Raw genomic sequence first — 23,060 nt, 5'->3', positions numbered from 1 at the left:
CCGCTCTATCACTACGGATCGTCCGGCACGTACCTGCCGGTGAAGGAGAAACACAATGGCATCTGTGACTTTCGACGAGGCCACCCGCCTCTACCCCGGCGGAACCCGCCCGGCTGTCGACAAGCTGAACCTCGAGGTCGCCGATGGCGAATTCCTCGTTCTCGTCGGCCCCTCGGGCTGCGGTAAGTCCACCTCGCTGCGTATGCTCGCCGGCCTCGAAGAGGTCAACGCGGGACGCATCCTCATCGGTGACCGCGACGTCACCGACGTGCCCCCGAAGGACCGCGACATCGCGATGGTCTTCCAGAACTACGCGCTGTACCCGCACATGACGGTCGCCGAGAACATGGGCTTCGCGCTCAAGATCGCCGGCGTCGGCAAGGAAGAGCGCGCCACCCGCGTGCTCGAGGCCGCCAAGCTGCTCGACCTCGAGGAGTACCTGACCCGCAAGCCGAAGGCGCTCTCCGGTGGTCAGCGTCAGCGCGTCGCCATGGGCCGCGCCATCGTGCGTCAGCCGCAGGTCTTCCTCATGGACGAGCCGCTGTCGAACCTCGACGCCAAGCTGCGTGTGCAGACCCGTACGCAGATCGCGTCGCTGCAGCGTCGTCTCGGCGTCACTACGGTCTACGTCACGCACGACCAGACCGAGGCTCTCACCATGGGTGACCGCATCGCCGTGCTCAAGGACGGTCTGCTGCAGCAGGTCGGCACGCCGCGCGACCTGTACGAGAAGCCCGAGAACGTGTTCGTCGCCGGCTTCATCGGCTCCCCCGCGATGAACCTGTTCAGCGCGGACCTCGCCGACGGCGGCGTGCGCTTCGGCACCGAGGTCGTCCCGCTCGACCGCGACACCGTGGGTCGTGCGAACGGCTCGCAGGTCACCGTCGGTGTGCGCCCCGAGGACATCACCGTCGGCCCCGCCGACGGCAAGGGCCTCTCGGTCGTCGTCGACCTCGTCGAGGAGCTCGGCGCAGACGGCTACCTCTACGGCCACACCGAGATCAACGGAAAGCGCGCCGACCTCGTCGCCCGCGTCGACGGCCGCAGCCACCCCAACGCGGGTGAGACCGTCACCCTCGCCGCGAACGCGGGCCACGTGCACGCCTTCGACATCGAGTCGGGTGTCCGTCTGAACGACAAGCCGATCGTCTCCGCCTGATCGGATCCACTGACGCGGCGCGGGCAGACTTCGGTCGCCCGCGCCGCTTCTGGTTTCACCCCCACCCCCTGGAGAGTCATGCAGGATGCGCTGCGGATCACCGCGAGCTCGATCGACCCCGGCCTGCTGGCCCTGCCCTGGTCGACGCCGCTCGCGAAGTGGCCGTCCGAGAAGATCGTGTCGCTCCCGAAGGGCCTCTCCCGGCACCTGGTGCGGTTCGCCGACCTGTCCGGTCGGGTCGTCGCCGTCAAGGAGACGACCGACGAGATGGCCAGGCGCGAGTACGAGATGCTGGGCAACCTCGCTCGCCTGGACGTCCCGTGCGTCGACCGCGTCGCCGTGATCGCCGGACGGACGGATGCAGACGGCGAGCCGCTGCCTGCCGCCCTCGTCACCTCGCACCTGCGGTTCTCGATGCCCTACCGCGCGCTCTTCACCCGGGTGCTGCGCCCGGACACGGCCAACCGGCTCGTCGACGCTCTCGCCGTCCTCCTGGTGCGGCTGCACAACGTCGGGTTCTACTGGGGCGACGTGTCGCTGTCGAACACGCTGTTCCGCCGTGACGCCGGTGCGTTCGCCGCGTACCTGGTCGATGCCGAGACGGGTGAGCTGCACGAGGAGGGCCTCACCGACGGCCAGCGCGCCTACGACCTCGACCTCGCCCGCACGAACATAGCCGGGGAGGTCATGGACCTCGCCGCCGGCGGACGTCTCGAACACGGCGTCGACGCGATCGCGATCGCCGACGGCATCGTGTCGTCGTACCGGTCGCTGTGGGCGGAGCTGACCGCCCAGGAGTCCTTCTCCGCCGCGGAGACCTGGCGGATCACGGAGCGGGTCGAACGCCTCAACGCGCTCGGGTTCGACATCGACGAGATGTCGATGTCGACCACCTCCGACGGGACGGTCGTCGAGATCCAGCCGAAGGTCGTCGACGCGGGCCATCACCAGCGCCGTCTGATCCGCCTCACCGGCCTGGACGTCGAGGAGAACCAGGCGCGCCGCCTGCTCAACGACCTCGACGAGTTCCGCGCCCGGTCGACGAAGCAATGGGCCGACGAGGAGATGTACGCGCACGAGTGGCTCACCCGCGTGTTCGAGCCCGTCGTGCGCGCGATCCCCTACGAGCTGCGGGCGAAGCTCGAGCCCGCCGAGGTGTTCCACCAGGTGCTGGAGCACCGCTGGTACCTGTCTCAGGCGCAGGGGCGCTCCGTGCCGCTCGCCGAGGTGCTGACCAGCTACGTCAAGGAGGTGCTGCGGCACCGGCGCGACGAGGCCACGATCATGGGGCCGCCCACCGAGACGATGAGCCTGCCCGTCATCACCGGTGCGAACCCGGTGTCAGACGACGAGGACGACGAGGTCGACTGGCGCGACCTCGTCTGACCCGTTCAGTAGCCGACGGTGAAGCGACCGCGGCGGTGGGCCGGACGCTCGATCTCGTCGACGACGGCGACCGCGAAATCGGCACCGGAGATGAACGACTTGCCCTCGGCATCCCGCACCAGCACGTCGCCGCCGTCACGGTAGTGACCGGTGCGCTCGCCCTCGGCCCACGGTCCGAAAACCTCGGCCGGGTGGATGAAGAACCAGTCCAGCGACGCGTCTGTCGACTCGAGCAGCGCGAGCGAGTCGATGCCGACCTGCGCCTCGTGCTTGTACTCTTCGGGGAAGTCGAGATCGAACAGGCGCGGGCCCTCAGGCGCCACCAGGCTTCCGCCGGCACCGCCGACGACTCCGAGGCGGGTGCTCGTGTCCGCGAGCTCGGCGATGACGTTGGTGAGCGCCTCGAGCACCTGGTCGGTCATGTCGCCTCGCGGCGAGAGGGCCGAGACCACGGCATCCGCTCCGTCGAACGCGTTGGCGAGCGAGGAGGTGTCGAGCGCGGAGCCCTGGACGTACGAGGCGCCTTCGACCCCGTCCGTCGGGGTGCTGCGCGAGATCGCGATCACGTCATGACCGCGGCTCACCGCCTCGGACACGATGTGACGGCCGGCGTAGCCGGTTCCTCCGAGCACGACGATTCGAGCCATGATGCGCTTCTCCCCTACTTCTTGGCGTTGCGGATGGTCGACACCTGGTACAGCGCGACGGACGTCGCGATACCCGCGTTCAGCGACTCGGTCACGGCCGAGATCGGGATCGACACGATCTGGTCGCACGTCTCGGCCACCAGTCGGGAGAGGCCCTTGCCCTCCGACCCCGTGACGATCACGACAGGACGGTCGGCCAGCTGCAGCTCGGGGAGCATCACGTCGCCGTCGCCGTCGAGGCCGAGCACGAAGACGCCCTGCTTCTTGAACTCCTTGAGCTGCGTGGTGAGGTTGGTCGCCAGCGCGACGGGCACGCGAGCGGCCGCTCCGGCGCTGGTCTTCCAGGCCGCGGAGTTCACTCCCGCCGAGCGACGCTGCGGCAGGATGATGCCGTGGCCGCCGAAGGCGCCCGTCGAGCGGATGATCGCTCCGAGGTTGCGCGGATCGGTGATGCCGTCGAGGGCGACGAACAGCGGGACCTCGCCCTTGTCGATGACGGCCTCGAGCAGATCCTGCGGGTGCGCGTACTCGTACGGAGGAACCTTGACGGCGACGCCCTGGTGCACACCGTCGAAGCCGGCCATGCGGTCGAGCTCCTGACGTGTCACCTCGAGCACCGGGATGCCGCGGTTCGTCGCGATAGACAGCATCTCCTTGACCCGGTCGTCCATCTCGACGCGCTGCGCGATGTAGAACGCGGACGCGGGGATCTTCGCCCGCAGCGCCTCGAGCACCGAGTTGCGGCCGGTGACGACCTCGACATCCGTGGTGTTGTCCTTCGCACGGGCGGAGCGGTTCGGGCTCCCGCCCGTCTGACGCTGCTGCCCGGGCTTGCCCTTGCCGCCCGAGGCGGCGTAGCGCTCGGCGGCGGCCTTGCGCTTGCCCGCGGGGTGCCAGGCGCGGTCCTCCGCCTTGGGCGTCGGTCCGCGACCCTCGAGGGACTTGCGTCCGAGTCCGCCGGTGCCCTTGGTGGGGCCCTTCTTCTTGCCGTTGCTTGCGCCGGGGCGCTGTGGCTTAGCCATCGATACTCCAATGAGTTCCGGCCGGAGAATCCTCCAGCGTGATTCCTGCGGCGGCGATCGCATCTCGGATGCGATCGGCCGCCGCCCAGTCCTTGTCAGCGCGCGCCTGGGCGCGCTGGGTGATCATCGTGCGCACGAGCACATCGAGAGCGGATGCCTGTGCACCGTCTGCCGATGCCGCACCGACGCGGTCGAATCCGAGCACGTCGAGCATCGCGAGCACCTGGTGCCTCGCCGTCGCCGCACCGTCGAGGTCAGCGGCATCGAGTGCCGCATTGCCGGCGCGCACGGTGTCGTGCACGACTCCGAGAGCCTGCGGGATGCCGAGGTCGTCGTCCATCGCGGCGGCGAAGGCCTCGGGCACCGGTGTCCGCCCCGCCCCGTCGACCGTGTGCGGAAGCATGCGCTCGGCGCGCTCGACGAACGTGCGGATGCGACCGAGTGCCGCCTCCGCCTCGGTCCAGGACGACTCGGAGAGGTCGAGGCTCGAGCGGTAGTGCGCGGCCGCCAGCGCGTAGCGGACCACCTGCGGATCGCGTTCGGCGAGCACGTCGGCGGCGAGGGTGAAGTTGCCGAGAGACTTCGACATCTTCTGGCCGCCGACCGTCACGAGGCCGTTGTGCACCCAGTAGCGGGCGAAGCCGTCTCCGGCCGCGGTCGACTGCGCGAGCTCGTTCTCGTGGTGCGGGAAGCGCAGGTCGAGTCCGCCGCCGTGGATGTCGAACTCCGCGCCGAGGTACCGCTTCGCCATGGCGGAGCATTCGATGTGCCATCCGGGGCGACCTGCTCCCCAGGGCGACTGCCACGTGGCATCCGCCTGCTCTCCGGCCTTCGCGCCCTTCCAGAGGGCGAAGTCCTGCGGAGCGCGCTTGCCTCGGGGGTCGGCGTCCTCCGCCGCCTCCATCGCGTCGACGGACTGGTTCGTCAGCGATCCGTAGTCCGACCAGGACCGCACGTCGAAGTAGACGTCTCCGGAACCGTCCGGGGCAGGGTACGCGTGACCGCCCTCGATCAAGGTCGCGATGATCTCCTGCATCTGCGGGATCGACGCTGTCGCCCGCGGCTCGTACGTCGGCGCGAGGATGCCGATCCCGGCATATGCGGCGGTGAACTCCCGCTCCATCCGATAGGCCAGCGCCCACCACGGCTCGGCGTCGGTCGCGTTCGCGAGCACCTTGTCGTCGATGTCCGTGACGTTGCGCACGAACGTGACCCGACCGTACCGGTGCGTCAGCCAGCGGCGGAGCAGATCGAAGCTCAGAGCAGCCCGGACGTGCCCGATGTGGGGACCCGACTGCACGGTGGCGCCACAGACGTACATCGTGATGTTCTCGGGATCGAGAGGCACGAAGTCCCGCAGCTGCTGCGCGCGGGTGTCATAGAGGCGGAGAGTCACCGCACAAGCCTACCGGGCGGCCGGTCGCGTTGACTGGGTGTGACCCCGGCCGCAGATCGGGACGCATCCGGCTCAGTCGACCGGGAACACCTGCCCGGTCTGCACGCCGAGCACGCTCTTCACGAACGCCTGCCCCACGCGGTGCGACGACACCGGCACGAAGCCGGGGAACGACGAGTGGTACCCCGGGGCGTCCTCGAGCACCGAGGGGCTGACCGCGTTGATGCGGATGCCGCGCGGGAGCTCGGTCGCCGCGGCGCGGACGTACGACTCGACGGCGCCGTTCGCGAGCGAGGCGGCGGCGCCGGTGGCGATCGGCTCGCGCGACAGGATGCCGGAGGTGAGGGTGATCGACCCGCCGTCGCGCACATACGGGGTGCCGATGCGGACGACATCGAGCTGCGACAGCACCTTGCCGCGGAACGCCGACTCGTAGTCGGCATGGGAGAGATCGGCGAGCGGACGGAACGGGACCTCGCCGACGGCGACGATCACGGCATCCACCTGTCCGGTGGAGGCGAAGAGACGCTCGATCGAGGTCGGATCGGTGATGTCGACCGACGGCTCGCTGCTCCGAGAGGCCGCCACGACCTCGTGGCCGTCCAGGGCCTCGACCGCGGTACGCCCGACCTGCCCTCCGGCTCCGATGACGAGAATCCTCATGATGCCTCCCTCTCCGTGTGCGACGACCGCACGACCTCCTGCGACAACGAGTGCGGATGCCGGGGCATTCCCCGCCGCGCGGACCCCTCCGTCACAGCGGATGGATCATCGCGACGGCGGTGACCGCGATCCCCTCGCCCCGGCCCGTGAAGCCCAGCCCGTCGGTGGTGGTCGCGGTGACCGAGACCGGCGCTCCCCCGAGTGCGGTGGACAGCACCCGCTCGGCCTCCGCCCGGCGCCCACTGAAGCGGGGACGATTGCCCTGGAGCTGGGCCGAGACGTTGCCGATCGCGAACCCCGCCTCCGACAGCAGCTCCCGGGTGCGAGCCAGGAACACCTCGGCGTGCGCGCCCGCATACTCCGGATGCGCTGTTCCGAAGTGCTCGCCGATGTCGCCGAGGCCGGCGGCGCCCAGCAGGGCGTCGACGATCGCGTGCGCCACGGCATCGCCGTCCGAATGCCCGGAGAGGGCGGGCTCCCCCGGCCAGGCGAGCCCGGCGAGCCAGAGATCGCCGTCACCGCCGAACGCGTGCACGTCCGTCCCCAGGCCGATGCGGGGATGACTCCCCCGCGGCGGCGGATCGGCTGCCGCGACGGCGGATCCCGCGGCGGCTCCAGCCGCGGTCCCGGCGGCAGCCAGCAGCTGCCTCGCGCGCTCGAGATCGGCCGGCGTCGTGATCTTGAATCCCCGGTCGTCACCGGGGATACGACCGACCCGGTGGCCGGCTGCGGCATACAGCGCCGCGTCGTCGGTGTACTCGATGCCGGACGCGAGCGCCGCCGCATACGCGGACTCGAGCAGTGCGCGCGGGAATCCCTGCGGGGTCTGGGCCGCCGCCAGCTCGTCGCGATCGACGGGACCGACGATCGCCGCGCCGTCGACGCGCTTGAGCGTGTCGACCACCGGAAGGGTCGGGATGACCCCGACGACACCGTCGACGGCATCCGCCACGCGGTCGATGACGGCGGGCGGAGTCAACGCCCGCGCGGCGTCATGCACCAGCACCGTGGTCACGTCGCCCCACAGCGCGGCGAGGCCCGCGGCCACCGACCGCTGGCGGGTGTCGCCCCCGGTCACCACTCGGCCCAGCTCTCGGCGCTCGCCCGCCGTCGCCCGCAGCTCGGTCTCGGCATCGCCCTCGAATCCGGCCGGGGCCACGACGATCACCTGGGCGGGCGCTGCAGCGAAGACCCCTTCCAGCGCGTGGCGGAGGATCGAGTGGCCGTCGATGCCGACGAACGCCTTGGGCGCTCCGGCATCCAGCCTCGTGCCGGAGCCGGCGGCGACGACGATGATCGCGGTGTCGGGGACGGGAAGCATGCTCACCCTGTTCACGTTACCGGCGCGCACGAAAAAAGGCGGATGCCGGAGCATCCGCCTCGTCTCGATCCACTCAGGACGCGAGAACCTCGTCGAGCAGTGCGCTCGCCTTGTCCTCGTCGGTCTTCTCTGCGAGAGCCAGCTCGGAGATGAGGATCTGACGCGCCTTGGCCAGCATCCGCTTCTCACCCGCCGACAGACCGCGGTCCTGATCCCGACGCCACAGGTCGCGCACGACCTCGCTCACCTTGATCACGTCGCCGGAGGCGAGCTTCTCGAGGTTCGCCTTGTAACGACGCGACCAGTTCGTGGGCTCTTCCGTGAACGGAGCACGAAGCACCTCGAACACATGATCGAGGCCCTCCCGGCCGATCACATCGCGGACTCCCACAAGATCGACGTTCTCAGCGGGCACCTCGATGATGAGGTCCCCCTGGGTGACGTTGAGCTTCAGATACTTCTTCGCCTCACCCTTGATGATGCGTTCCTTGACCTCGATGATGGTCGCAGCACCGTGATGCGGATAGACGACAGTTTCGCCAACCTCAAAAAGCATAAAAACGTGTCCTTTCGGCAACCTCAAGGATACCACAGGGGACATGCGCTAAGGTTCGCGCCGCCGCGTCCTCTGGCCGCACCTCGCATACGCATAGAATGGGATGCGGATATCCCGTCGGACCTCAGGAGGACCCGTGAAATCGCGCCTTGTTGCGTCTGCCGCCATCAGCGCCCTCGTTCTTCTCGGCGCGACGGGCTGCACGTTCATCTCGCCGCAGGCGACGACGATCGAATACTCCGCCTCCGACGGCGTCAACGTCTCAGACAAGGACGGCCCCATCGACGTGCGCAATGCCTTCGTCGTCGCGACCGAAGACGGCTCCGTCGGCAACTTCGTCGGCGCGATCGTCAACCCGACCTCCGACAAGGCGACACTGACGATCACGGTCTCGGGCGTCGAAGACGACCCGCTCACCGTCCAGGTGCCGGCCGGCAAGACCATCAGCCTCGGTGGCGACGACGAGCCGCTGCGTATCGTCGGACTCGACACGAAGCCGGGCGCGACCGTCGAGATCCACTTCCAGTCCGGCGACGGCGCCGGAACCAAGACGCAGGTCCCTGTGCTCGACGGCTCGCTGCCGTACTACGCCGACCTCGTGCCCGACATGACCGAGAGCACGCCGGAGCCCACGCCGATGCCGACCGACACGGCAGCACCGGCTCCCGAGAACTGATCCACAGCGCACGCTGACCGAAGAGGCCGACACCCCGCGGGGTGTCGGCCTCTTCGGTCGTCAGGGAGAGCGCAGCGACGCTCAGCCCTACTCAGCCCTCGAAGCGATATCCCAGGCCGCGCACGGTGACGAGCATCACCGGCTCACCCGGGTTCTCCTCAATGCGCGAGCGGATGCGCTTGATGTGCACGTCGAGCGTCTTCGTGTCGCCGAAGTAGTCGCTCCCCCACACCCGGTCGATCAGCTGACCCCGGGTCAGGACGCGACCGGAATTGCGCATCAGCACCTCGAGCAGCTCGAACTCCTTCAACGGCATGTTGATCTGCTGACCGGCGACCGAGACCGTGTGGCGGTCGATGTCGAGCGAGACGCGTCCCCCGTCGAGGACCCGCTCGTCGAGCTCGCTGTCGGCCTGGACCACGCGGCGCAGCACGGCCCGCATCCTGGCGAGCAGCTCTCGCGACGAGTAGGGCTTGGTGACGTAGTCGTCGGCGCCGAGCTCGAGGCCCACCACGATGTCGACCTCGGAGTCCTTCGCGGTGACCATGATGATCGGCACGGCGGAGGTCGAGCGGATCTGCCGGCACACCTCGGTGCCCGGCATGCCGGGGAGCATCAGGTCGAGCAGCACGACGTCGGCCCCGCGCTCGCGGAACGCCGTGAGGGCGCCGGGGCCGTCCTCTGCGATCTCGACCTCGTACCCCTCACGGCGCAGGAGGTAGGCGAGCGGCTCGGCCAGGTCGGGCTCGTCCTCGACCAGAAGGATGCGGGTCATGCGTTCTCTCCGTTTCGGACGCGAGCGGAGGCCTTCGCCTCTTTGCGCTCGCGCTTCTTCTTGCTCTTCTTGTCCTTGTCGATGCTCGGTGGAGCGTCGATCCTCGGAAGTCGGATGGTGAAGGTCGATCCGCGGCCGGGGCGTGACCACAGCCGCACCTCGCCGCCGTGTCGCTGGGTGGCGTGCTTGACGATCGAGAGCCCGCGGCCGGTGCCGCCGGTGCGGCGGGAGCGGGCCTCGTCCGCTCGGTAGAAGCGCTCGAAGATGCGCTCCCGGTCGCCCTCGGCGATCCCGATTCCCTGATCGGAGACGGCGATCTCGACGACGCCCTCCTCGGCCTTCACGCCGATGCCGACGCGGGATCCTCGTGGCGAGTACGCGATGGCGTTGGCGATGAGGTTGCCGAAGGCCTCGATGAGGATCTGCGAGTCGCCTCGGACCCACACGCCGCGATCTCCGCCGCGGGCGATCTCGACGCCGGCGGAATCGGCCTGCACGACGTGGGCTTCGAGAGCCGTCGCGAGTACCTCGTCGATCGCGACGGGACGCACGTCGGAGAGAGCATCCTCGGCCTGCAGGCGGGACAGGCTCATGATGCGGCCGGTCAGCTGCCCCAGACGCGAGGCCTCGGCGGAGATGCGCGTCGCGAAGTGGCGGACCTGCGCGGGGTCGTCGGCCGCCGACTCGATCGCCTCGGCCAGCAGGGTGACGGCACCCACCGGGGTCTTGAGCTCGTGGCTGGTGTTGGCGACGAAGTCGCGGCGCATCTGGTCGAGACGCTCCTGCTCGGTGACGTCCCTGATGATCAGCAGGATCATGCGCGGGCTGATCACACTCGCGCGTGCCGACACCAGGCGCGGGTCGAGACTGAGTCCGCCTCGGGTGAGCCGCAGCGACTCGGTGGCCGAGCCGCCCTCTGCGCGCCCGCCCCGCACGAGCTGACGCAGCTCGGGGTTCTCCAGCGGAGAACCCACCTCGATGCCGAAGCGGGTCGCCGCCTTCGACACGGCGAGGACGAGTCCGGAGGAATCCACCACGCAGGCGGCGTCGTCCATGCTGCCGAGCACCGCCGTCACGCCCTCCGGGACCACGAGAGAGGTCTCGTCGGCGACGCGGGCTCTCGCGCGGTACGCCCAGGCCACCAGGAGCGAGAGGCCGACGCCGATCACGAGTCCCGCGGCCAACGCGAGCAGCGCGATCTGCGGCAGGGTCATATCCCCAGCGTAGAGTGCGTTCACCTGCGATTCGGCGGGTTCACCGGCCCTCACGCCGACGCGAGAAGTACTATTCACGTGCTGGGCACCGTTCGTTAACCTTCGGAGCAGACAATCGCTCTCGGGCCTGTGCGGGAGCGCTGAGCTCTCCTCCCGCGCGAACGCACCAGCCGTCTCGCGCTGGCATCACAGTCGAGACCCGAACGAAAGGTTGCGCCGACATGCGCGAAGTCTTCCATCAGTCCCTCGAGGACCTGCAGTCCCAGCTCGTGGAGATCGCCGACCTCGTCACGGTCTCGATCGACAAGGCCACCCGCTCGTTCGCGACGAGCGACGTGGAGCTGGCAGAGGAGGTCATCGCGGACGACGCGAAGATCGACGCTCTGGCCGTCGCCCTCGACGAGCAGGCCATCGAGATCCTGGCGAGGCAGCAGCCGGTCGCACGCGACCTGCGCGTCGTCGTCACCGCGCTCCGCGTCAGCGCCTCGCTCGAGCGCATGGGCGACATGTCCGAGCACATCGCCCAGCTCGCGCGCCTGCGCTTCCCCGAGCGCGCCATCCCGAAGGGCCTCAAGGGCACCTTCACGAAGATGGGCGAGCTGGACGTCGAGATCTCCCGCACGCTCTCGGAGCTCCTGCGCACCCAGGACCTGAAGCTCGCCGACACGATCCGCAACACCGACGACGACATCGACGAGCTGCACGCCAGCGTCTTCGAGAAGGTGCTCAGCGACAACTGGAAGGGCGAGGCCACCGCGACGGTCGATGCCACGCTCGCCAGCCGCTACCACGAGCGCTTCGCCGACCACGCGGTCGCCGTCGCCAAGAAGGTCATCTACCTGGCCACGGGCGACTGGCGCATCGAGGAGGAGGACATCCCTCTGGCGATCGAGCAGCAGCAGGAGTTCGGTCACGCCTGAGTCCTCGACGGACGCGAGAAGGGGGCGGATGCTGTCAGCATCCGCCCCCTTCGTCGTACCGTGCTACTTCTTGCCCTGCGCGGCGACTGCTGCCGCTCCGGCCGCGGCGGCCTCGGGGTCGAGGTAGCGACCGGGGCCCGTGGGCACGTTGTTCTCGTCCAGCTCGTAGACGAGCGGAATGCCGGTGGGGATGTTCAGCTCGGCGATGTCCTCGTCGCTGATGCCCTCGAGGTGCTTCACGAGGCCGCGCAGCGAGTTGCCGTGCGCGGTGACGAGCACCGTCTTGCCTGCCTCGAGGTCGGGGACGATCGCGCTGTCCCAGTACGGCAGCAGGCGATCGATGACGAGCTTCAGCGACTCGGTGCGGGGCACCTCGCCGTCGATCCCGGCGTAGCGCACGTCGTTCACCTGGCTGAACTCGCTGTCGTCGTCGAGCAGGGGCGGCGGCACGTCGAACGAACGACGCCACAGCTGGAACTGCTCGGGGCCGAACTCCTCGAGCGTCTGCGCCTTGTCCTTGCCCTGCAGAGCGCCGTAGTGACGCTCGTTCAGGCGCCACGAGCGCGTGACGGGGATCCACAGACGGTCGGCCGCGTCGAGGGCGATGTTCGCCGTCTGGATGGCGCGGCTGAGCAGCGACGTGTGCAGCACGTCGGGCAGGATGCCGGCCTCGGCCAGCAGTTCGCCACCGCGACGGGCCTCGTTCCTGCCCTGCTCGTTCAGGCGGACATCCACCCAGCCGGTGAAGAGGTTCAGTTCGTTCCACTCGCTCCGGCCGTGACGGAGCAGGATCAGGGTGCGCTTCGCAGTCATGGGCCCAGTTTATCGGCGGAGGTCGACGCGTCCATGCCGCGGCCCTGCGAGGATTGACGCATGGCGTCATCTCCTCTCGGTCGGCCGACCCGCGGCACCACCGGGACGAACCGCCTGCGCCGCAACGACCGCTGGATCGCGGCGAGCCCGGCCTTCCGTCGCGCCGACGACCCGCTCGTCATCGATCTGGGCTACGGAGCGAGCGGTGTGACCGCGTTCGAGCTCGCGACCCGCCTGCAACGCGTGCGGCCTGACGCCGAGGTGCGGGGCCTCGAGCTCGACAAGGAGAGGGTGGCCACCGCCGACGGGCAGCTCGCCGAGGTGCGGGCGGGGCACACGCCCTTCGCACGGGACCTGCGGGTCTCGTTCGCGCGCGGCGGCTTCGAGGTGCCGGTCCCCTCAGGACGGCGTCCCGCGGTGATCCGCGCCATGAACGTGCTGCGCCAGTACGACGAGGCGGATGTCGCCGCGGCCTGGCGGACCATGGCGTCCCGCCTCTCGACCGGCGGACTGCTGGTCGAGGGCACGTGCGACGAGATCGGCCGTGTCGCGAGCTGGGTCGACGTGGACCCCACGGGGGCACCGCTGCGTCTCACCCTCTCACTGCGGCTGGCCGAGCTCGAGCATCCGAGCATCGTCGCCGAACGGCTGCCGAAGGCGCTGATCCACCGCAACATCCCGGGCGAGCGGGTGCACTCCCTGCTCGTCGATCTCGACCGCGAGTGGGATCGCGCCGCGTCGCTGTCGACATTCGGGGCGACCCAGCGGTTCCTCGCCGTCGTCTCGGCTCTGCGCGATCAGGGCTGGCCGGTCCTCGGAGGCAGGAGCCGCTGGCGGCTCGGAGAGCTCACGCTCCCGTGGAGCGCGGTGGCGCCGCTGATCTGACTCCGGGGTCCGGTGGGGCCGGCTCAGCCGACCTGGCGGGGGTCCGGTGCGCTGGGCCGCCGAGACAGACGCGTGATGCGCGGGATTTCGGCCATGGCTCCCGCGTCGGCCGGGACGATCACCTGCTGGGTCGCGGCGATGTCCGCCCCCTCGGCGCGGACGACGAGGTCGCCGACCGGCGTCCGTCGCGACAGGATCGCGAGGGCGATCGGGCCGTCCTCGTGGTGTCTGGCGACCGAGGTGATGTGTCCGACCTCGTCGTCGCCGGCGAAGACGGCATCGCCGACGGCCGGCAGCACCGCTTCACTGCCGTCGAGGTGCAGGGCGGCCAGGCGACGCGGCGGGTGTCCGAGGTTGTGCACCTTCGCGACCGTCTCCTGACCGCGGTAGCAGCCCTTGTTCAGGTGCACGGCGGTGCGGATCCAGTCGGATTCGTGCGGCAGTGAGCGCTCGTCGACCTCCGCCGACCAGCGGGGGCGCCAGGCGGCGACCCGCAGAGCCTCGGCGGCGAGGAGTCCCGCCACCTCGTCGGCCGAGAGGGTCGAGGCGAGCGCATCGGCGGCATCCCTCTGGACGATCGCGACGCGCCATGCGAGCTCGGCACCGGGGTGCTCGGAGATCTCGGCGTACTGGTGCCCGCCCGCGCTGACCTGCTGCCACGGGTCGGCCCAGACCAGTGCAGCACCGGTCGGAGCGGATGCTGCGGCGAGCGCGCGCTGCGCCGCCGTGCCGCCGTCGACGAAGCCGAGGAGCGCGAGGTCCAGACGCACGTCGACCGTGGCCTGCGTGCGGAACTTCATGCGGGTCAGCCAGGTCGCGAGGGCATCGGCGTCGCCGGAGTCGGCGATCAGCCACGTCGACGAGCCGTCGTCCACGACGCCCGCCGCGTGCTCCACCCGCCCCTGGGGGTCGAGCACCAGCAGCTCGGTGCTCTCGCCGGGTGCGAGGCGACCCACCGCCTGCGAGGTGATCGAGTCGAGCCAGGTGAGTCGTTCGGGGCCGGCGACCTCGATGACGGTGCGGTCGTCGAGCGGCACGACGGCCGCGCCGGCGGCGAGTCGGCGCTGCTCGCGGAAGGCGTCGCCGAAGTGGGCGATCCCGTCGTCGCTGCGCACCGCGCCGGGGATGTCGCTGAAACCGGTCATGTCAGACCTTGGCCAATCGCGCGGACGCGTGCGCCCGCATAGGAGTGCCGAGAGCCGCGATGTCCCAGGCCCAGAGCATGTGGTTGTCGACGAGGCCGTACAGCCGCGTCGCCGCGCCGTACTCCTTCGCGCCCGCGGCACGGACGATCGCGTCCGAGGCGATGTCGACGCGGGGTCCGTTGATCTCGCCGAGGTAGAGCTCGAGCATCCCGTCGGCGTGCGCGATCGACACCTCGATCGGGAATCCGCCGGATGCGGCCCGCAGCGCCTCGACGTCGTCGACCGTGCGCACCACCGGCTCGGCGCGCGGGGGCAGCAGTCCTGGGCCCGGATCGGCGTCGGTCGCCGGACGGCTCAGACGCCAGAAGCCCGTCTCGGCGACGAGCGGGATGGACACCGCGGAGTCCTCACCCGTGAAGGTCGCCGTCGCGGAGTAGTTCAGGAAGGGTCCGCCGTCATGGCTGAAGCTCACCCGGTGGGTGAACTCGCCCTGCAGACGGTCGTCGCCGACGGGGTAGTCGATGACCCCGGTTCCCTCCCAGACGCCGACGAGCCACGCCAGCGGCGCGAGGTCGGCGGGAAGATCGGTGGGCAGCTCGAGCACGGTGCGCTCAGCGCTGACCGCGGAAGAGGTTGCGCAGCACGACGACCGAGACGAACGCGATCGCGAGGCTCGCCAGGCCCAGCAGGCCGATGAAGAAGAGTTCGAGCGCCATGAGGTCCATGGGCACCACTTTACCCTCCGCGCGGGAGGACTGTCTCGCCTGCGGGTCAGGCGACCAGGGCGGCGAGCCCGAAGCCGACCGAGATGACGCCCATCAGCAGGAGAGCGCCGAGAGCGCTGCCCCCGACCCGGAAGATGAACCCCTCCGTGCGGCCGTAGCGCAGCTGCACCGCGAAGGACAGCAGCACGACGCCGCCGAACGCCACGAGGAGCCACGGCACACGCCACTCCTCGGCGACGAAGATGCCCACCGCGATCGCGGCGAGGAAGGCGACCGCCCAGACGACGAGCACGCCGACGAACGCGTTACGCGGTGCGAGCGCTGGTTGCGACATGACTCCATTGTGACCCATCAGCGCCCGGTATCATTGCCGCACGGCGTTCCCCCCGCCGTGCGGAAGGAGTGCGTGTGGCTCAGGTCCTGGTGTTGACCCATGCTCCACTGACGGCGCAGGTGCTGCCCGCTCTCGAACTGCTCAGTCACCGTGTGCGCCAGATCCCGGCGGAGCCGGCCCAGTTGGTGAGCGCCCCCGACTACGACATCGTGATCGTCGACGGCCGCACCGATCTCGTCGGGGCCAAGTCGCTGTGCCGGCTGCTGCGCGCGACGGGACAGGATGCCCCGCTGCTGCTCGTCGTCACCGAGGGCGGCATGAGCGCCCTCTCCGGCGAATGGGGCATCGACGACGTGCTGCTCTCCACCGCCGGTCCGGCCGAGACGGATGCCAGGGTCCGCCTGGCCCTCGCCCGCCGTGATGAGGTCGCGGAGCCCTCCAGGGTCCAGGCCTCGGGCGTCACGATCGACGAGCAGTCCTACTCCGCGAAGCTGCGCGGTCGTCCGCTCGATCTCACCTACAAGGAGTTCCAGCTCCTGCACTTCCTTGCCACGCATCCGTCTCGCGTGTTCACCCGCGAGCAGCTGCTCAGCGAGGTGTGGGGATACGACTACTTCGGCGGCACCAGGACGGTGGACGTGCACGTGCGACGCCTGCGCGCGAAGCTCGGCGACCAGGAGCAGATCATCGGCACCGTGCGCAACGTCGGGTACCGATTCAACGTGTACGACGACGAGACGGTGCCCGCCGCACTGTGACGGATCCGGCGCCCGTTCACGCGTGCGTCATCTCACGGTGCTTAGATGTACCCCATGATCGATCCCGCACTCGCCGACGCAGGTCTCGGTGACGCAGAAGACGACGACTTCGACGCCATCGAGTCGCCGGACGCACTCCTCCCCGACCACCGCTACCTCGATCGCGAGCTGAGCTGGCTCGCGTTCAACCAGCGTGTGCTCGAGCTCGCCGAGGATCCGTCGCTGCCGGAACTCGAGCGCGCGAACTTCCTCGCCATCTTCGCGAGCAACCTCGACGAGTTCTTCATGGTGCGCGTCGCCGGGTTGAAGCGTCGTATCGTGACGGGGCTCGCCGTCCCGACCAACATCGGCCGCTCCCCCGCCGACGCTCTCGCCGACATCGCCCGCGAGGCCCACGCGCTGCAGCTGCGCCACGCCGAGGCCTGGAAGTCGCTCGTGCGCCCGGCCCTCGCGGAATCCGGGATCGAGATCACCGAGTGGTCCGAGCTCACCGACGACGAGCGCTCGAAGCTGTCCGAGTACTTCGGCGCTCAGGTCTTCCCCGTGCTGATGCCGCTCGCGGTCGACCCCGCGCATCCGTTCCCGTACATCTCCGGCCTCTCGCTGAACCTGGCGATCCGCATCCGCAACGCCCGCACCGGGCGTCAGGAGTTCGCCCGCCTCAAGGTGCCGCCGATGCTGCCCCGCTTCGTCGAGGTTCCCGGGTCCGGCGAGATCAAGCGCTTCCTCACCCTCGAGGAGCTCATCGCGAACCACCTCGGCGATCTCTTCCCCGGCATGGAGGTGCTCGACCACCATGCCTTCCGCCTGACCCGCAACGAGGACGTCGAGATCGAGGAGGACGAGAGCGAGAACCTCATCCAGGCCCTCGAGGCCGAGCTGCTCCGACGTCGCTTCGGCCCGCCGATCCGCCTCGAGATCACGGACGACATGGACGAGGTCACGATGGACCTCCTCGTGCGCGAGCTCGAGATCACCGACCAGGAGATCTACCGGCTCCCCGGACCGCTCGACCTGCGCGGCCTGTTCGACCTGTCTAGGATCGACCGCCCCGACCTGCGGTACCCGCCGCACCTGCCGACCACGGCGGTCGCCTTCCAGCCCACCGGCAGCAACACCAGGGCCGACATCTTCAAGGCGATCCGCAAGTCGGACGTGCTCGTGCACCACCCGTACGAGTCGTTCACCACGAGCGTCGTCTCGTTCCTCGAGCAGGCCGCGCGCGACCCCCACGTGCTCGCCATCAAGCAGACCCTCTATCGCACCTCGGGCGACAGCCCCATCGTGGAGGCGCTGATCAACGCCGCAGAGGCGGGCAAGCAGGTCCTCGCACTGGTCGAGGTCAAGGCGCGCTTCGACGAGGCCAACAACATCGTCTGGGCCCGCAAGCTCGAGAAGGCCGGCGTGCACGTGGTCTACGGCCTGGTGGGCCTGAAGACCCACTGCAAGCTCGCGCTGGTGATCCGCGAGGAGGACGGCGTGCTGCGCCACTACTCGCACATCGGCACCGGCAACTACAACCCGAAGACCAGCCGCATCTACGAGGACTTCGGGCTGTTCACCACCGACGCTCAGGTCGGCAAGGACCTCACGCGACTGTTCAACGAGCTCAGCGGCTACGCGATCGAGAAGAAGTTCAAGCGACTCCTCGTCGCTCCCCTGCACCTGCGCAAGGGACTCATCCGCCAGATCGACCACGAGCGCCGCAACGCGGAGGAGGGCAAGCCCGCCGGCATCCGCATCAAGGTGAACTCGATGGTCGACGAGGAGGTCATCGACGCGCTGTACCGCGCGAGCGCCGCCGGAGTGAAGGTCGACGTGTGGGTGCGCGGCATCTGCAGCCTGCGCACAGACCTCGACGGCATCAGCGACAACATCACGGTGCGCAGCATCCTCGGCCGCTACCTGGAGCACTCGCGCATCTTCGCCTTCCACAACGATGGCGACCCGCAGGTCTACATCGGCAGCGCCGACATGATGCACCGCAACCTCGACCGCCGCGTCGAAGCTCTGGTGCGGGTCACCGATCCCGTGCACCTCAAGGACCTGCTCGACTTCTTCGACCTCGCGATGGACCCCGGCACCACGTCCTGGCATCTGGGGGCCGAGGGCGTCTGGACGCGGCACGCCGAGGATGCCGACGGCAAGCCCCTGATCGACCTGCAGGACAAGACCATGGGGTTGATCCAGCGGCGCCGTCGCGCACGGGCGGTCCGATGAGCCGGCCGTCGACCGCCGAGACGGAGCGGTCGAAGTGGACGGACAAGGCCGTGTACGCGGCCGGAGCCGTCGTCTGGCGGATCGTCGACGACAAGCTGAGGATCCTGCTGATCCATCGCACGAAGTACCGTGACATCACGCTGCCCAAGGGCAAGGTCGACCCCGGCGAGATGCTCGCGGAGACCGCGGTGCGCGAGGTGCACGAGGAGACCGGCATCCGCGTCTCCCTCGGCGTGCCGGTCGGGGTGAGCCGCTATCACCTGCCCTCCAGCAAGCAGAAGGTCGTGCACTACTGGGCCGCCGAGGCGACCCCCGACGCCATCCGCGCCTCGACCTTCGTGCCCAATCGCGAGATCGCCGCGCTCGAATGGGTCAGCCTGAAGAAGGCCCGCGCGCGACTCAGCTACCCGGTGGACCTGGAGATCCTGGACTTCTTCGAGAAGCTGGTCGAGGACGGCGCGCTGCGCACGTTCCCGATCATCGCGCTGCGTCACGCGAAGGCGCTCGCACGGTCGGACTGGGACGGTGCGGATGCCGCGCGCCCGCTGACCTCCCGCGGGCGCGAGCAGGCGAAGTCGATCGTCGGCCCCCTGCGCGCCTTCGGCGTGCGCAAGATCATCACCAGCGACGCGGTGCGCTGTGTGCAGACGGTCGCCCCGCTCGCGAAGGCACTGGAACGCAAACCCGTCAAGACCGAGAAGATCAGCCAGGACGCCTGGGAGGACGGTCAGGACGACCTGCGCTCCGTGATCGGACGACGGGTCCGTGCCGGCAAGCCCGCAGTGCTGTGCAGCCACGGGCCGGTGCTCCCCGGCATCCTGACCGAGATCGCGCTCGCCACCGGCACGATCCGGGGGTCGTACGTGAACAGCGCGGCCGACCTCGAACCGGCCGCCTTCTCGGTCGTGCACGTCTCTGCCTCGCACCCAGGGTCGGGGATCATCGCGATCGAGACGCACATCCCCAAGGTCTGACGGCACGCTCGCGGCTGCCGCGCACCCGTGTGCCCTCTGGCATCCGCCCCAGAGAGTCGACCGCCGTTCACCTTCCGTTCACCTGCGCGGGAGAGTCTCGTTAACCGCCGCACTTAGCGTCACTGTGTGCCCTGCACCGGGCCCCACCCATCAAAGATCGAAGGATCCACAGTGAAGATCTCCCGAATCGCACGAATCGGCGCCATCGGCGCCGTCGCCGCTCTCGCTCTCGCCGGCTGTGCCGCGAACGAAGGCGGCACCGGCGGCTCCACCGACGCGCCGAGCGAGTCCACGCTCTCCGGCACCATCGAGGCCACCGGCGCCTCCTCGCAGGAGGCCGCTCAGCAGTCCTGGGTCGCCGCCTTCCAGACCGCGAACCCCGACACCACCGTCAACTACACCGCGACGGGCTCCGGCACCGGCCGCGAGAACTTCATCGCGGGATCCTCCAACTTCATCGGCTCGGACCGCGCGTTCAACGCCGACGAGATCACCGCCGGCGGCTTCGGCTCCTGCGCCTCGGACGAGATCGTCGAGATCCCCGTCTACATCTCCCCGGTCGCCGTGGCCTTCAACCTCGAGGGTGTCGACAAGCTGAACCTCGACGGCGAGACCATCGCCAAGATCTTCTCGGGCGCCATCACCAAGTGGAACGACGACGCGATCGCGTCGCAGAACGAGGACGTCGACCTTCCCGATCAGGCGATCGTCCCCGTGCACCGCTCGGACCCCTCCGGCACGCAGGAGACCTTCACCAAGTACCTCAGCGCCGTCGCCCCCGACGTGTGGACCCACGAGGCCAGCGACGAGTGGCCGCTGCAGACCGGTGAGGCCGGCGACGGCACCTCCGGCGTCGTCGACGCGATCACGAACGGCTCGGGATACATCGGCTTCGCCGACGCGTCGCGCACCGCCGAGCTCGGTCAGGTCGCCGTCGAGGTCGAGGGCGAGTACGTCGCCTACTCCGCCGAGGCAGCCGCTGCCCTCGTCGAGGCGTCGCCGCTCGAAGAGGGTCGCTCCGACCACGACCTCGCGTACGCGGTCGACCCCGCTGCAGCGCCGGCCGGCTCGTACCCGATCGCACTCGTCTCGTACCTCATCGGCTGCGTCGAGTACGACGACGCCGAGACCGCCGGCCTCGTGAAGGCGTACTTCGAGTACGTCGCCTCGGAAGAGGGCCAGGATGCCGCCGCAGAGGCCGCGGGCAGCGCCCCGATCTCGGACAGCCTGCGCGACCAGATCAACACGGCGATCGACGCGATCGTCACGGAGTGACCGCGGGCTCAGCAACCAGCTGAGCTCCGGTCCCGACGCCCCCGTGGTGTCGGTCGTAGGACTCGACCGACACCGCGGGGGCACCCGCATGAAAACCCCGAAAGTCCCTCAGAGCCTGGAGTCGCTCCGATGACCACAACCACAACGGGTCCCGATACCACCCGTTCCACCGGGTCTCGCACCCCGCGCCGTCGGGGCGACCTCGTCTTCTCCGGCACGGCGCTGGCAGCGGGCATCATCATCCTCGTCACCCTCGCCGCCGTCGCCGTCTTCCTCATCGTCCAGGCCATCCCGGCGCTCTCCGCCGACACGAGCGGCAACCACATCCTCGAAGGACAGTCGTTCCTGTCGTGGGTCTGGCCCTTCGTCTTCGGCACGCTGTGGTCGAGCTTCATCGCGCTGGTCATCGCCGCCCCGATCGCCATCGGCATCGCGCTCTTCATCTCGCACTACGCCCCGCGCCGGCTCGCCGGTTTCCTCGGCTACATCATCGACCTGCTGGCCGCCGTCCCCTCGGTCGTCTTCGGTCTGTGGGGTGCTCTCACCTTCGCCCCGATGCTCGTGCCCTTCTACAAGTGGCTCAACGAGAACCTGGGATTCATCCCGCTCTTCAGCGGCACCCCGTCCGGGACGGGAAAGACGATCCTCACGGCATCCCTCGTCCTGGCCGTGATGATCCTGCCGATCATGACCGCCATCTGCCGCGAGGTCTTCCTGCAGACCCCGAAGCTGCACGAGGAGGCGGCGCTCGCCCTCGGCGCGACGCGCTGGGAGATGGTGCGGATGGCCGTGCTCCCCTTCGCCCGCAGCGGCATGGTCTCCGGCGCGATGCTCGGCCTCGGACGCGCCCTCGGTGAGACGATGGCCGTGACGCTCGTCCTCTCGCCGCTCGGCATCGTCACGTTCAACCTCATCAACCCCGAGAACCCCACGACGATCCCCGCGATCATCGCCCTGCGGTTCCCCGAGGCTCACGACGAGGGCGTCAACACGCTCATCGCCGCCGGTCTGATCCTGTTCATCGTCACCTTCGCGGTCAACTTCGTGGCCCGCTGGATCGTCTCGCGCCGTGCCGAGTTCTCGGGAGCCAACTGACATGACCGCCACACTCACTCCCACCCCTGTCGCGACGCCGACGCACATCACGTCGGCCGGCCACCTGCCCAAGTGGGCCCCGTGGGCGCTCCTGCTGGGCGCGTTCGCGGTGTCGGCAACGGTCTTCGCGTTCGTCAACGCGGGCAACGACCCCGCCGACTTCAACATCGCTCTCACGCTCGTCGTCGGGCTCGTGTTCTACATGGTGCTGATCTTCGTCATCTCGTCGGTGGTCGAAAGCCGCCGTCACGCGATCGACCGGCTCATGACGGCGCTCGTCTCCGGGGCCTTCGTCGTCGCCCTCCTGCCGCTCATCTCGCTCCTGTACACCGTGGTCATCAACGGCCTCATGCGCTTCGACGGGGAGTTCTTCAGCTTCTCGATGCGCAACATCGTGGGCGAGGGCGGCGGCGCGATCCATGCCATCTACGGAACGCTCCTGATCACGCTCGGCGCGACCATCATCTCGGTGCCGATCGGTCTGATGACCTCGATCTACCTCGTCGAGTACGGCGAAGGTCGCAGGCTCGCCCGCGGCATCACCTTCCTCGTCGACGTCATGACGGGAATCCCGTCGATCGTCGCCGGTCTGTTCATCTACTCGGTCTTCTCGATCATCGTCGGGCCGGGTACTCGAATGGGCATCATGGGCTCGCTGGCGCTCTCGGTGCTGATGATCCCGGTCGTCGTGCGCGGGTCGGAGGAGCTTCTGCGCATCGTGCCGAACGAGCTCCGCGAGGCCGCCTACGCGCTCGGTGTGCCGAAGTGGCTGACGATCATCAAGGTCGTGCTGCCGACGGCCATCGCCGGCATCCTGACCAGCATCATGCTGGCGATCTCCCGAGTGATCGGAGAGACCGCGCCGCTGCTGCTGACCGTCGGCATCGTGCAGGGGATGAACCTGAACATGTTCAGCGGACAGATGGCGACATTGCCGGTGTTCTCGTACATGCAGGCCAAGTACCCCGGCATCCCCGTCGATGCCTACCTCGAGCGGGCCTGGGCCGCAGCCCTCACCCTGATCGTCATCGTTATGGCGCTGAACCTGCTGGCCAGGATCATCGCCAAGGTGTTCGCTCCCAAGATCAACGGCCGCTGAGC

Annotated in this window: 23 protein-coding genes; 11 read left to right on the top strand and 12 right to left on the bottom strand. The window is 69.1% G+C overall.

Annotation, left to right across the window (positions count from 1 at the left end; all coding sequences use genetic code 11):
• The first annotated feature begins 55 nt into the window (after nt 1–55).
• The gene (locus ACESK8_RS10335; RefSeq protein WP_060926602.1) at nt 56–1,159 is read left to right on the top strand and encodes an ABC transporter ATP-binding protein; all 1,104 of its coding nucleotides are present in this window, start codon (nt 56–58) and stop codon (nt 1,157–1,159) included.
• A 78-nt stretch (nt 1,160–1,237) separates the two neighbouring features.
• On the top strand, nt 1,238–2,545 hold the full coding sequence (locus ACESK8_RS10330; RefSeq protein ID WP_372968512.1) for a DUF4032 domain-containing protein: 1,308 nt from the start codon (nt 1,238–1,240) through the stop codon (nt 2,543–2,545).
• Nucleotides 2,546–2,550: 5 nt separating this feature from the next.
• Here the strand turns inward: ACESK8_RS10330 and ACESK8_RS10325 are convergent, their stop codons facing one another.
• The 6 genes from ACESK8_RS10325 to ACESK8_RS10300 form a co-directional block, all read right to left on the bottom strand.
• Nucleotides 2,551–3,192, bottom strand: coding sequence for an NAD(P)-dependent oxidoreductase (locus ACESK8_RS10325; protein ID WP_372968511.1), 642 nt, complete (start codon nt 3,190–3,192; stop codon nt 2,551–2,553).
• Nucleotides 3,193–3,206: 14 nt separating this feature from the next.
• Entirely contained in the window at nt 3,207–4,214 is a 1,008-nt protein-coding gene (gene rlmB / locus ACESK8_RS10320) for a 23S rRNA (guanosine(2251)-2'-O)-methyltransferase RlmB (protein ID WP_372968510.1), read from the bottom strand.
• Nucleotides 4,207–5,610 carry a cysteine--tRNA ligase gene (gene cysS / locus ACESK8_RS10315; RefSeq protein WP_372968509.1) on the bottom strand — a complete coding sequence of 468 codons (1,404 nt, stop codon included), beginning with the start codon at nt 5,608–5,610 and terminating at the stop codon, nt 4,207–4,209. The genes rlmB and cysS overlap by 8 nt, the downstream gene beginning before the upstream one ends.
• Nucleotides 5,611–5,682: 72 nt before the next feature.
• Entirely contained in the window at nt 5,683–6,273 is a 591-nt protein-coding gene (locus ACESK8_RS10310; RefSeq protein WP_372968508.1) for a short chain dehydrogenase, read from the bottom strand.
• Nucleotides 6,274–6,364: 91 nt separating this feature from the next.
• Nucleotides 6,365–7,594 carry a 2-C-methyl-D-erythritol 4-phosphate cytidylyltransferase gene (gene ispD / locus ACESK8_RS10305; protein WP_372968513.1) on the bottom strand — a complete coding sequence of 410 codons (1,230 nt, stop codon included), beginning with the start codon at nt 7,592–7,594 and terminating at the stop codon, nt 6,365–6,367.
• A gap of 73 nt (nt 7,595–7,667) precedes the next feature.
• A complete protein-coding gene (locus tag ACESK8_RS10300; RefSeq protein ID WP_056312597.1) occupies nt 7,668–8,150 on the bottom strand; it encodes a CarD family transcriptional regulator in 483 nt (160 codons plus the stop codon).
• Between the two features lie 136 nt (nt 8,151–8,286).
• Here ACESK8_RS10300 and ACESK8_RS10295 point away from each other — a divergent pair, with 136 nt between their 5' ends.
• Nucleotides 8,287–8,826 carry a DNA modification methylase gene (locus ACESK8_RS10295; RefSeq protein WP_372968507.1) on the top strand — a complete coding sequence of 180 codons (540 nt, stop codon included), beginning with the start codon at nt 8,287–8,289 and terminating at the stop codon, nt 8,824–8,826.
• 91 nt (nt 8,827–8,917) lie between these two features.
• On the opposite strand, the gene ACESK8_RS10290 is transcribed toward ACESK8_RS10295, so the two are convergent.
• A complete protein-coding gene (locus ACESK8_RS10290) occupies nt 8,918–9,601 on the bottom strand; it encodes a response regulator (protein WP_372968506.1) in 684 nt (227 codons plus the stop codon).
• Entirely contained in the window at nt 9,598–10,815 is a 1,218-nt protein-coding gene (locus tag ACESK8_RS10285; RefSeq protein WP_372968505.1) for a sensor histidine kinase, read from the bottom strand. The genes ACESK8_RS10290 and ACESK8_RS10285 overlap by 4 nt, the downstream gene beginning before the upstream one ends.
• A 221-nt stretch (nt 10,816–11,036) precedes the next feature.
• Here ACESK8_RS10285 and phoU point away from each other — a divergent pair, with 221 nt between their 5' ends.
• On the top strand, nt 11,037–11,735 hold the full coding sequence (phoU, locus tag ACESK8_RS10280) for a phosphate signaling complex protein PhoU (protein WP_060926593.1): 699 nt from the start codon (nt 11,037–11,039) through the stop codon (nt 11,733–11,735).
• Nucleotides 11,736–11,798: 63 nt separating this feature from the next.
• Here the strand turns inward: phoU and ACESK8_RS10275 are convergent, their stop codons facing one another.
• Nucleotides 11,799–12,548, bottom strand: coding sequence for a phosphoglyceromutase (locus tag ACESK8_RS10275; protein WP_060926592.1), 750 nt, complete (start codon nt 12,546–12,548; stop codon nt 11,799–11,801).
• 60 nt (nt 12,549–12,608) lie between these two features.
• Here ACESK8_RS10275 and ACESK8_RS10270 point away from each other — a divergent pair, with 60 nt between their 5' ends.
• Nucleotides 12,609–13,433 carry a class I SAM-dependent methyltransferase gene (locus ACESK8_RS10270; protein WP_372968504.1) on the top strand — a complete coding sequence of 275 codons (825 nt, stop codon included), beginning with the start codon at nt 12,609–12,611 and terminating at the stop codon, nt 13,431–13,433.
• Between the two features lie 23 nt (nt 13,434–13,456).
• On the opposite strand, the gene ACESK8_RS10265 is transcribed toward ACESK8_RS10270, so the two are convergent.
• The 3 genes from ACESK8_RS10265 to ACESK8_RS10255 form a co-directional block, all read right to left on the bottom strand.
• Entirely contained in the window at nt 13,457–14,578 is a 1,122-nt protein-coding gene (locus ACESK8_RS10265) for a folate-binding protein YgfZ (RefSeq protein WP_372968503.1), read from the bottom strand.
• Nucleotide 14,579: 1 nt separating this feature from the next.
• Nucleotides 14,580–15,182, bottom strand: coding sequence for an FABP family protein (locus tag ACESK8_RS10260; RefSeq protein ID WP_372968502.1), 603 nt, complete (start codon nt 15,180–15,182; stop codon nt 14,580–14,582).
• 167 nt (nt 15,183–15,349) lie between these two features.
• Nucleotides 15,350–15,637, bottom strand: a complete 288-nt coding sequence (locus ACESK8_RS10255; RefSeq protein ID WP_372968501.1) for a hypothetical protein — start codon at nt 15,635–15,637, stop codon at nt 15,350–15,352.
• 74 nt (nt 15,638–15,711) lie between these two features.
• Between ACESK8_RS10255 and ACESK8_RS10250 the strand changes: the two genes are divergently transcribed.
• The 6 genes from ACESK8_RS10250 (at nt 15,712) to pstA (ending at nt 23,058) form a co-directional block, all read left to right on the top strand.
• Nucleotides 15,712–16,395: a winged-helix domain-containing protein gene (locus ACESK8_RS10250; RefSeq protein WP_372968500.1), complete on the top strand. Its 684-nt coding sequence runs from the start codon at nt 15,712–15,714 to the stop codon at nt 16,393–16,395.
• A gap of 54 nt (nt 16,396–16,449) precedes the next feature.
• Nucleotides 16,450–18,615, top strand: a complete 2,166-nt coding sequence (locus ACESK8_RS10245; RefSeq protein WP_372968499.1) for an RNA degradosome polyphosphate kinase — start codon at nt 16,450–16,452, stop codon at nt 18,613–18,615.
• Nucleotides 18,612–19,589, top strand: coding sequence for an NUDIX domain-containing protein (locus tag ACESK8_RS10240; RefSeq protein ID WP_372968498.1), 978 nt, complete (start codon nt 18,612–18,614; stop codon nt 19,587–19,589). Before ACESK8_RS10245 ends, ACESK8_RS10240 begins: the two co-directional genes overlap by 4 nt.
• 171 nt (nt 19,590–19,760) lie before the next feature.
• The gene (pstS, locus tag ACESK8_RS10235; protein ID WP_372968497.1) at nt 19,761–20,864 is read left to right on the top strand and encodes a phosphate ABC transporter substrate-binding protein PstS; all 1,104 of its coding nucleotides are present in this window, start codon (nt 19,761–19,763) and stop codon (nt 20,862–20,864) included.
• Between the two features lie 129 nt (nt 20,865–20,993).
• Nucleotides 20,994–21,959, top strand: a complete 966-nt coding sequence (gene pstC / locus ACESK8_RS10230) for a phosphate ABC transporter permease subunit PstC (RefSeq protein WP_060926584.1) — start codon at nt 20,994–20,996, stop codon at nt 21,957–21,959.
• 1 nt (nt 21,960) lies between these two features.
• Complete coding sequence (gene pstA / locus ACESK8_RS10225) at nt 21,961–23,058, top strand: phosphate ABC transporter permease PstA (RefSeq protein ID WP_372968496.1); 1,098 nt, start codon at nt 21,961–21,963, stop codon at nt 23,056–23,058.
• Nucleotides 23,059–23,060: the final 2 nt, after the last annotated feature.

This window comes from Microbacterium sp. (assembly GCF_041641055.1).
GTDB lineage: Bacteria > Actinomycetota > Actinomycetes > Actinomycetales > Microbacteriaceae > Microbacterium.
The sequence above is the reverse complement of the archived record's forward strand: the minus strand, read 5'-3'. Positions and strand labels throughout refer to the sequence as shown.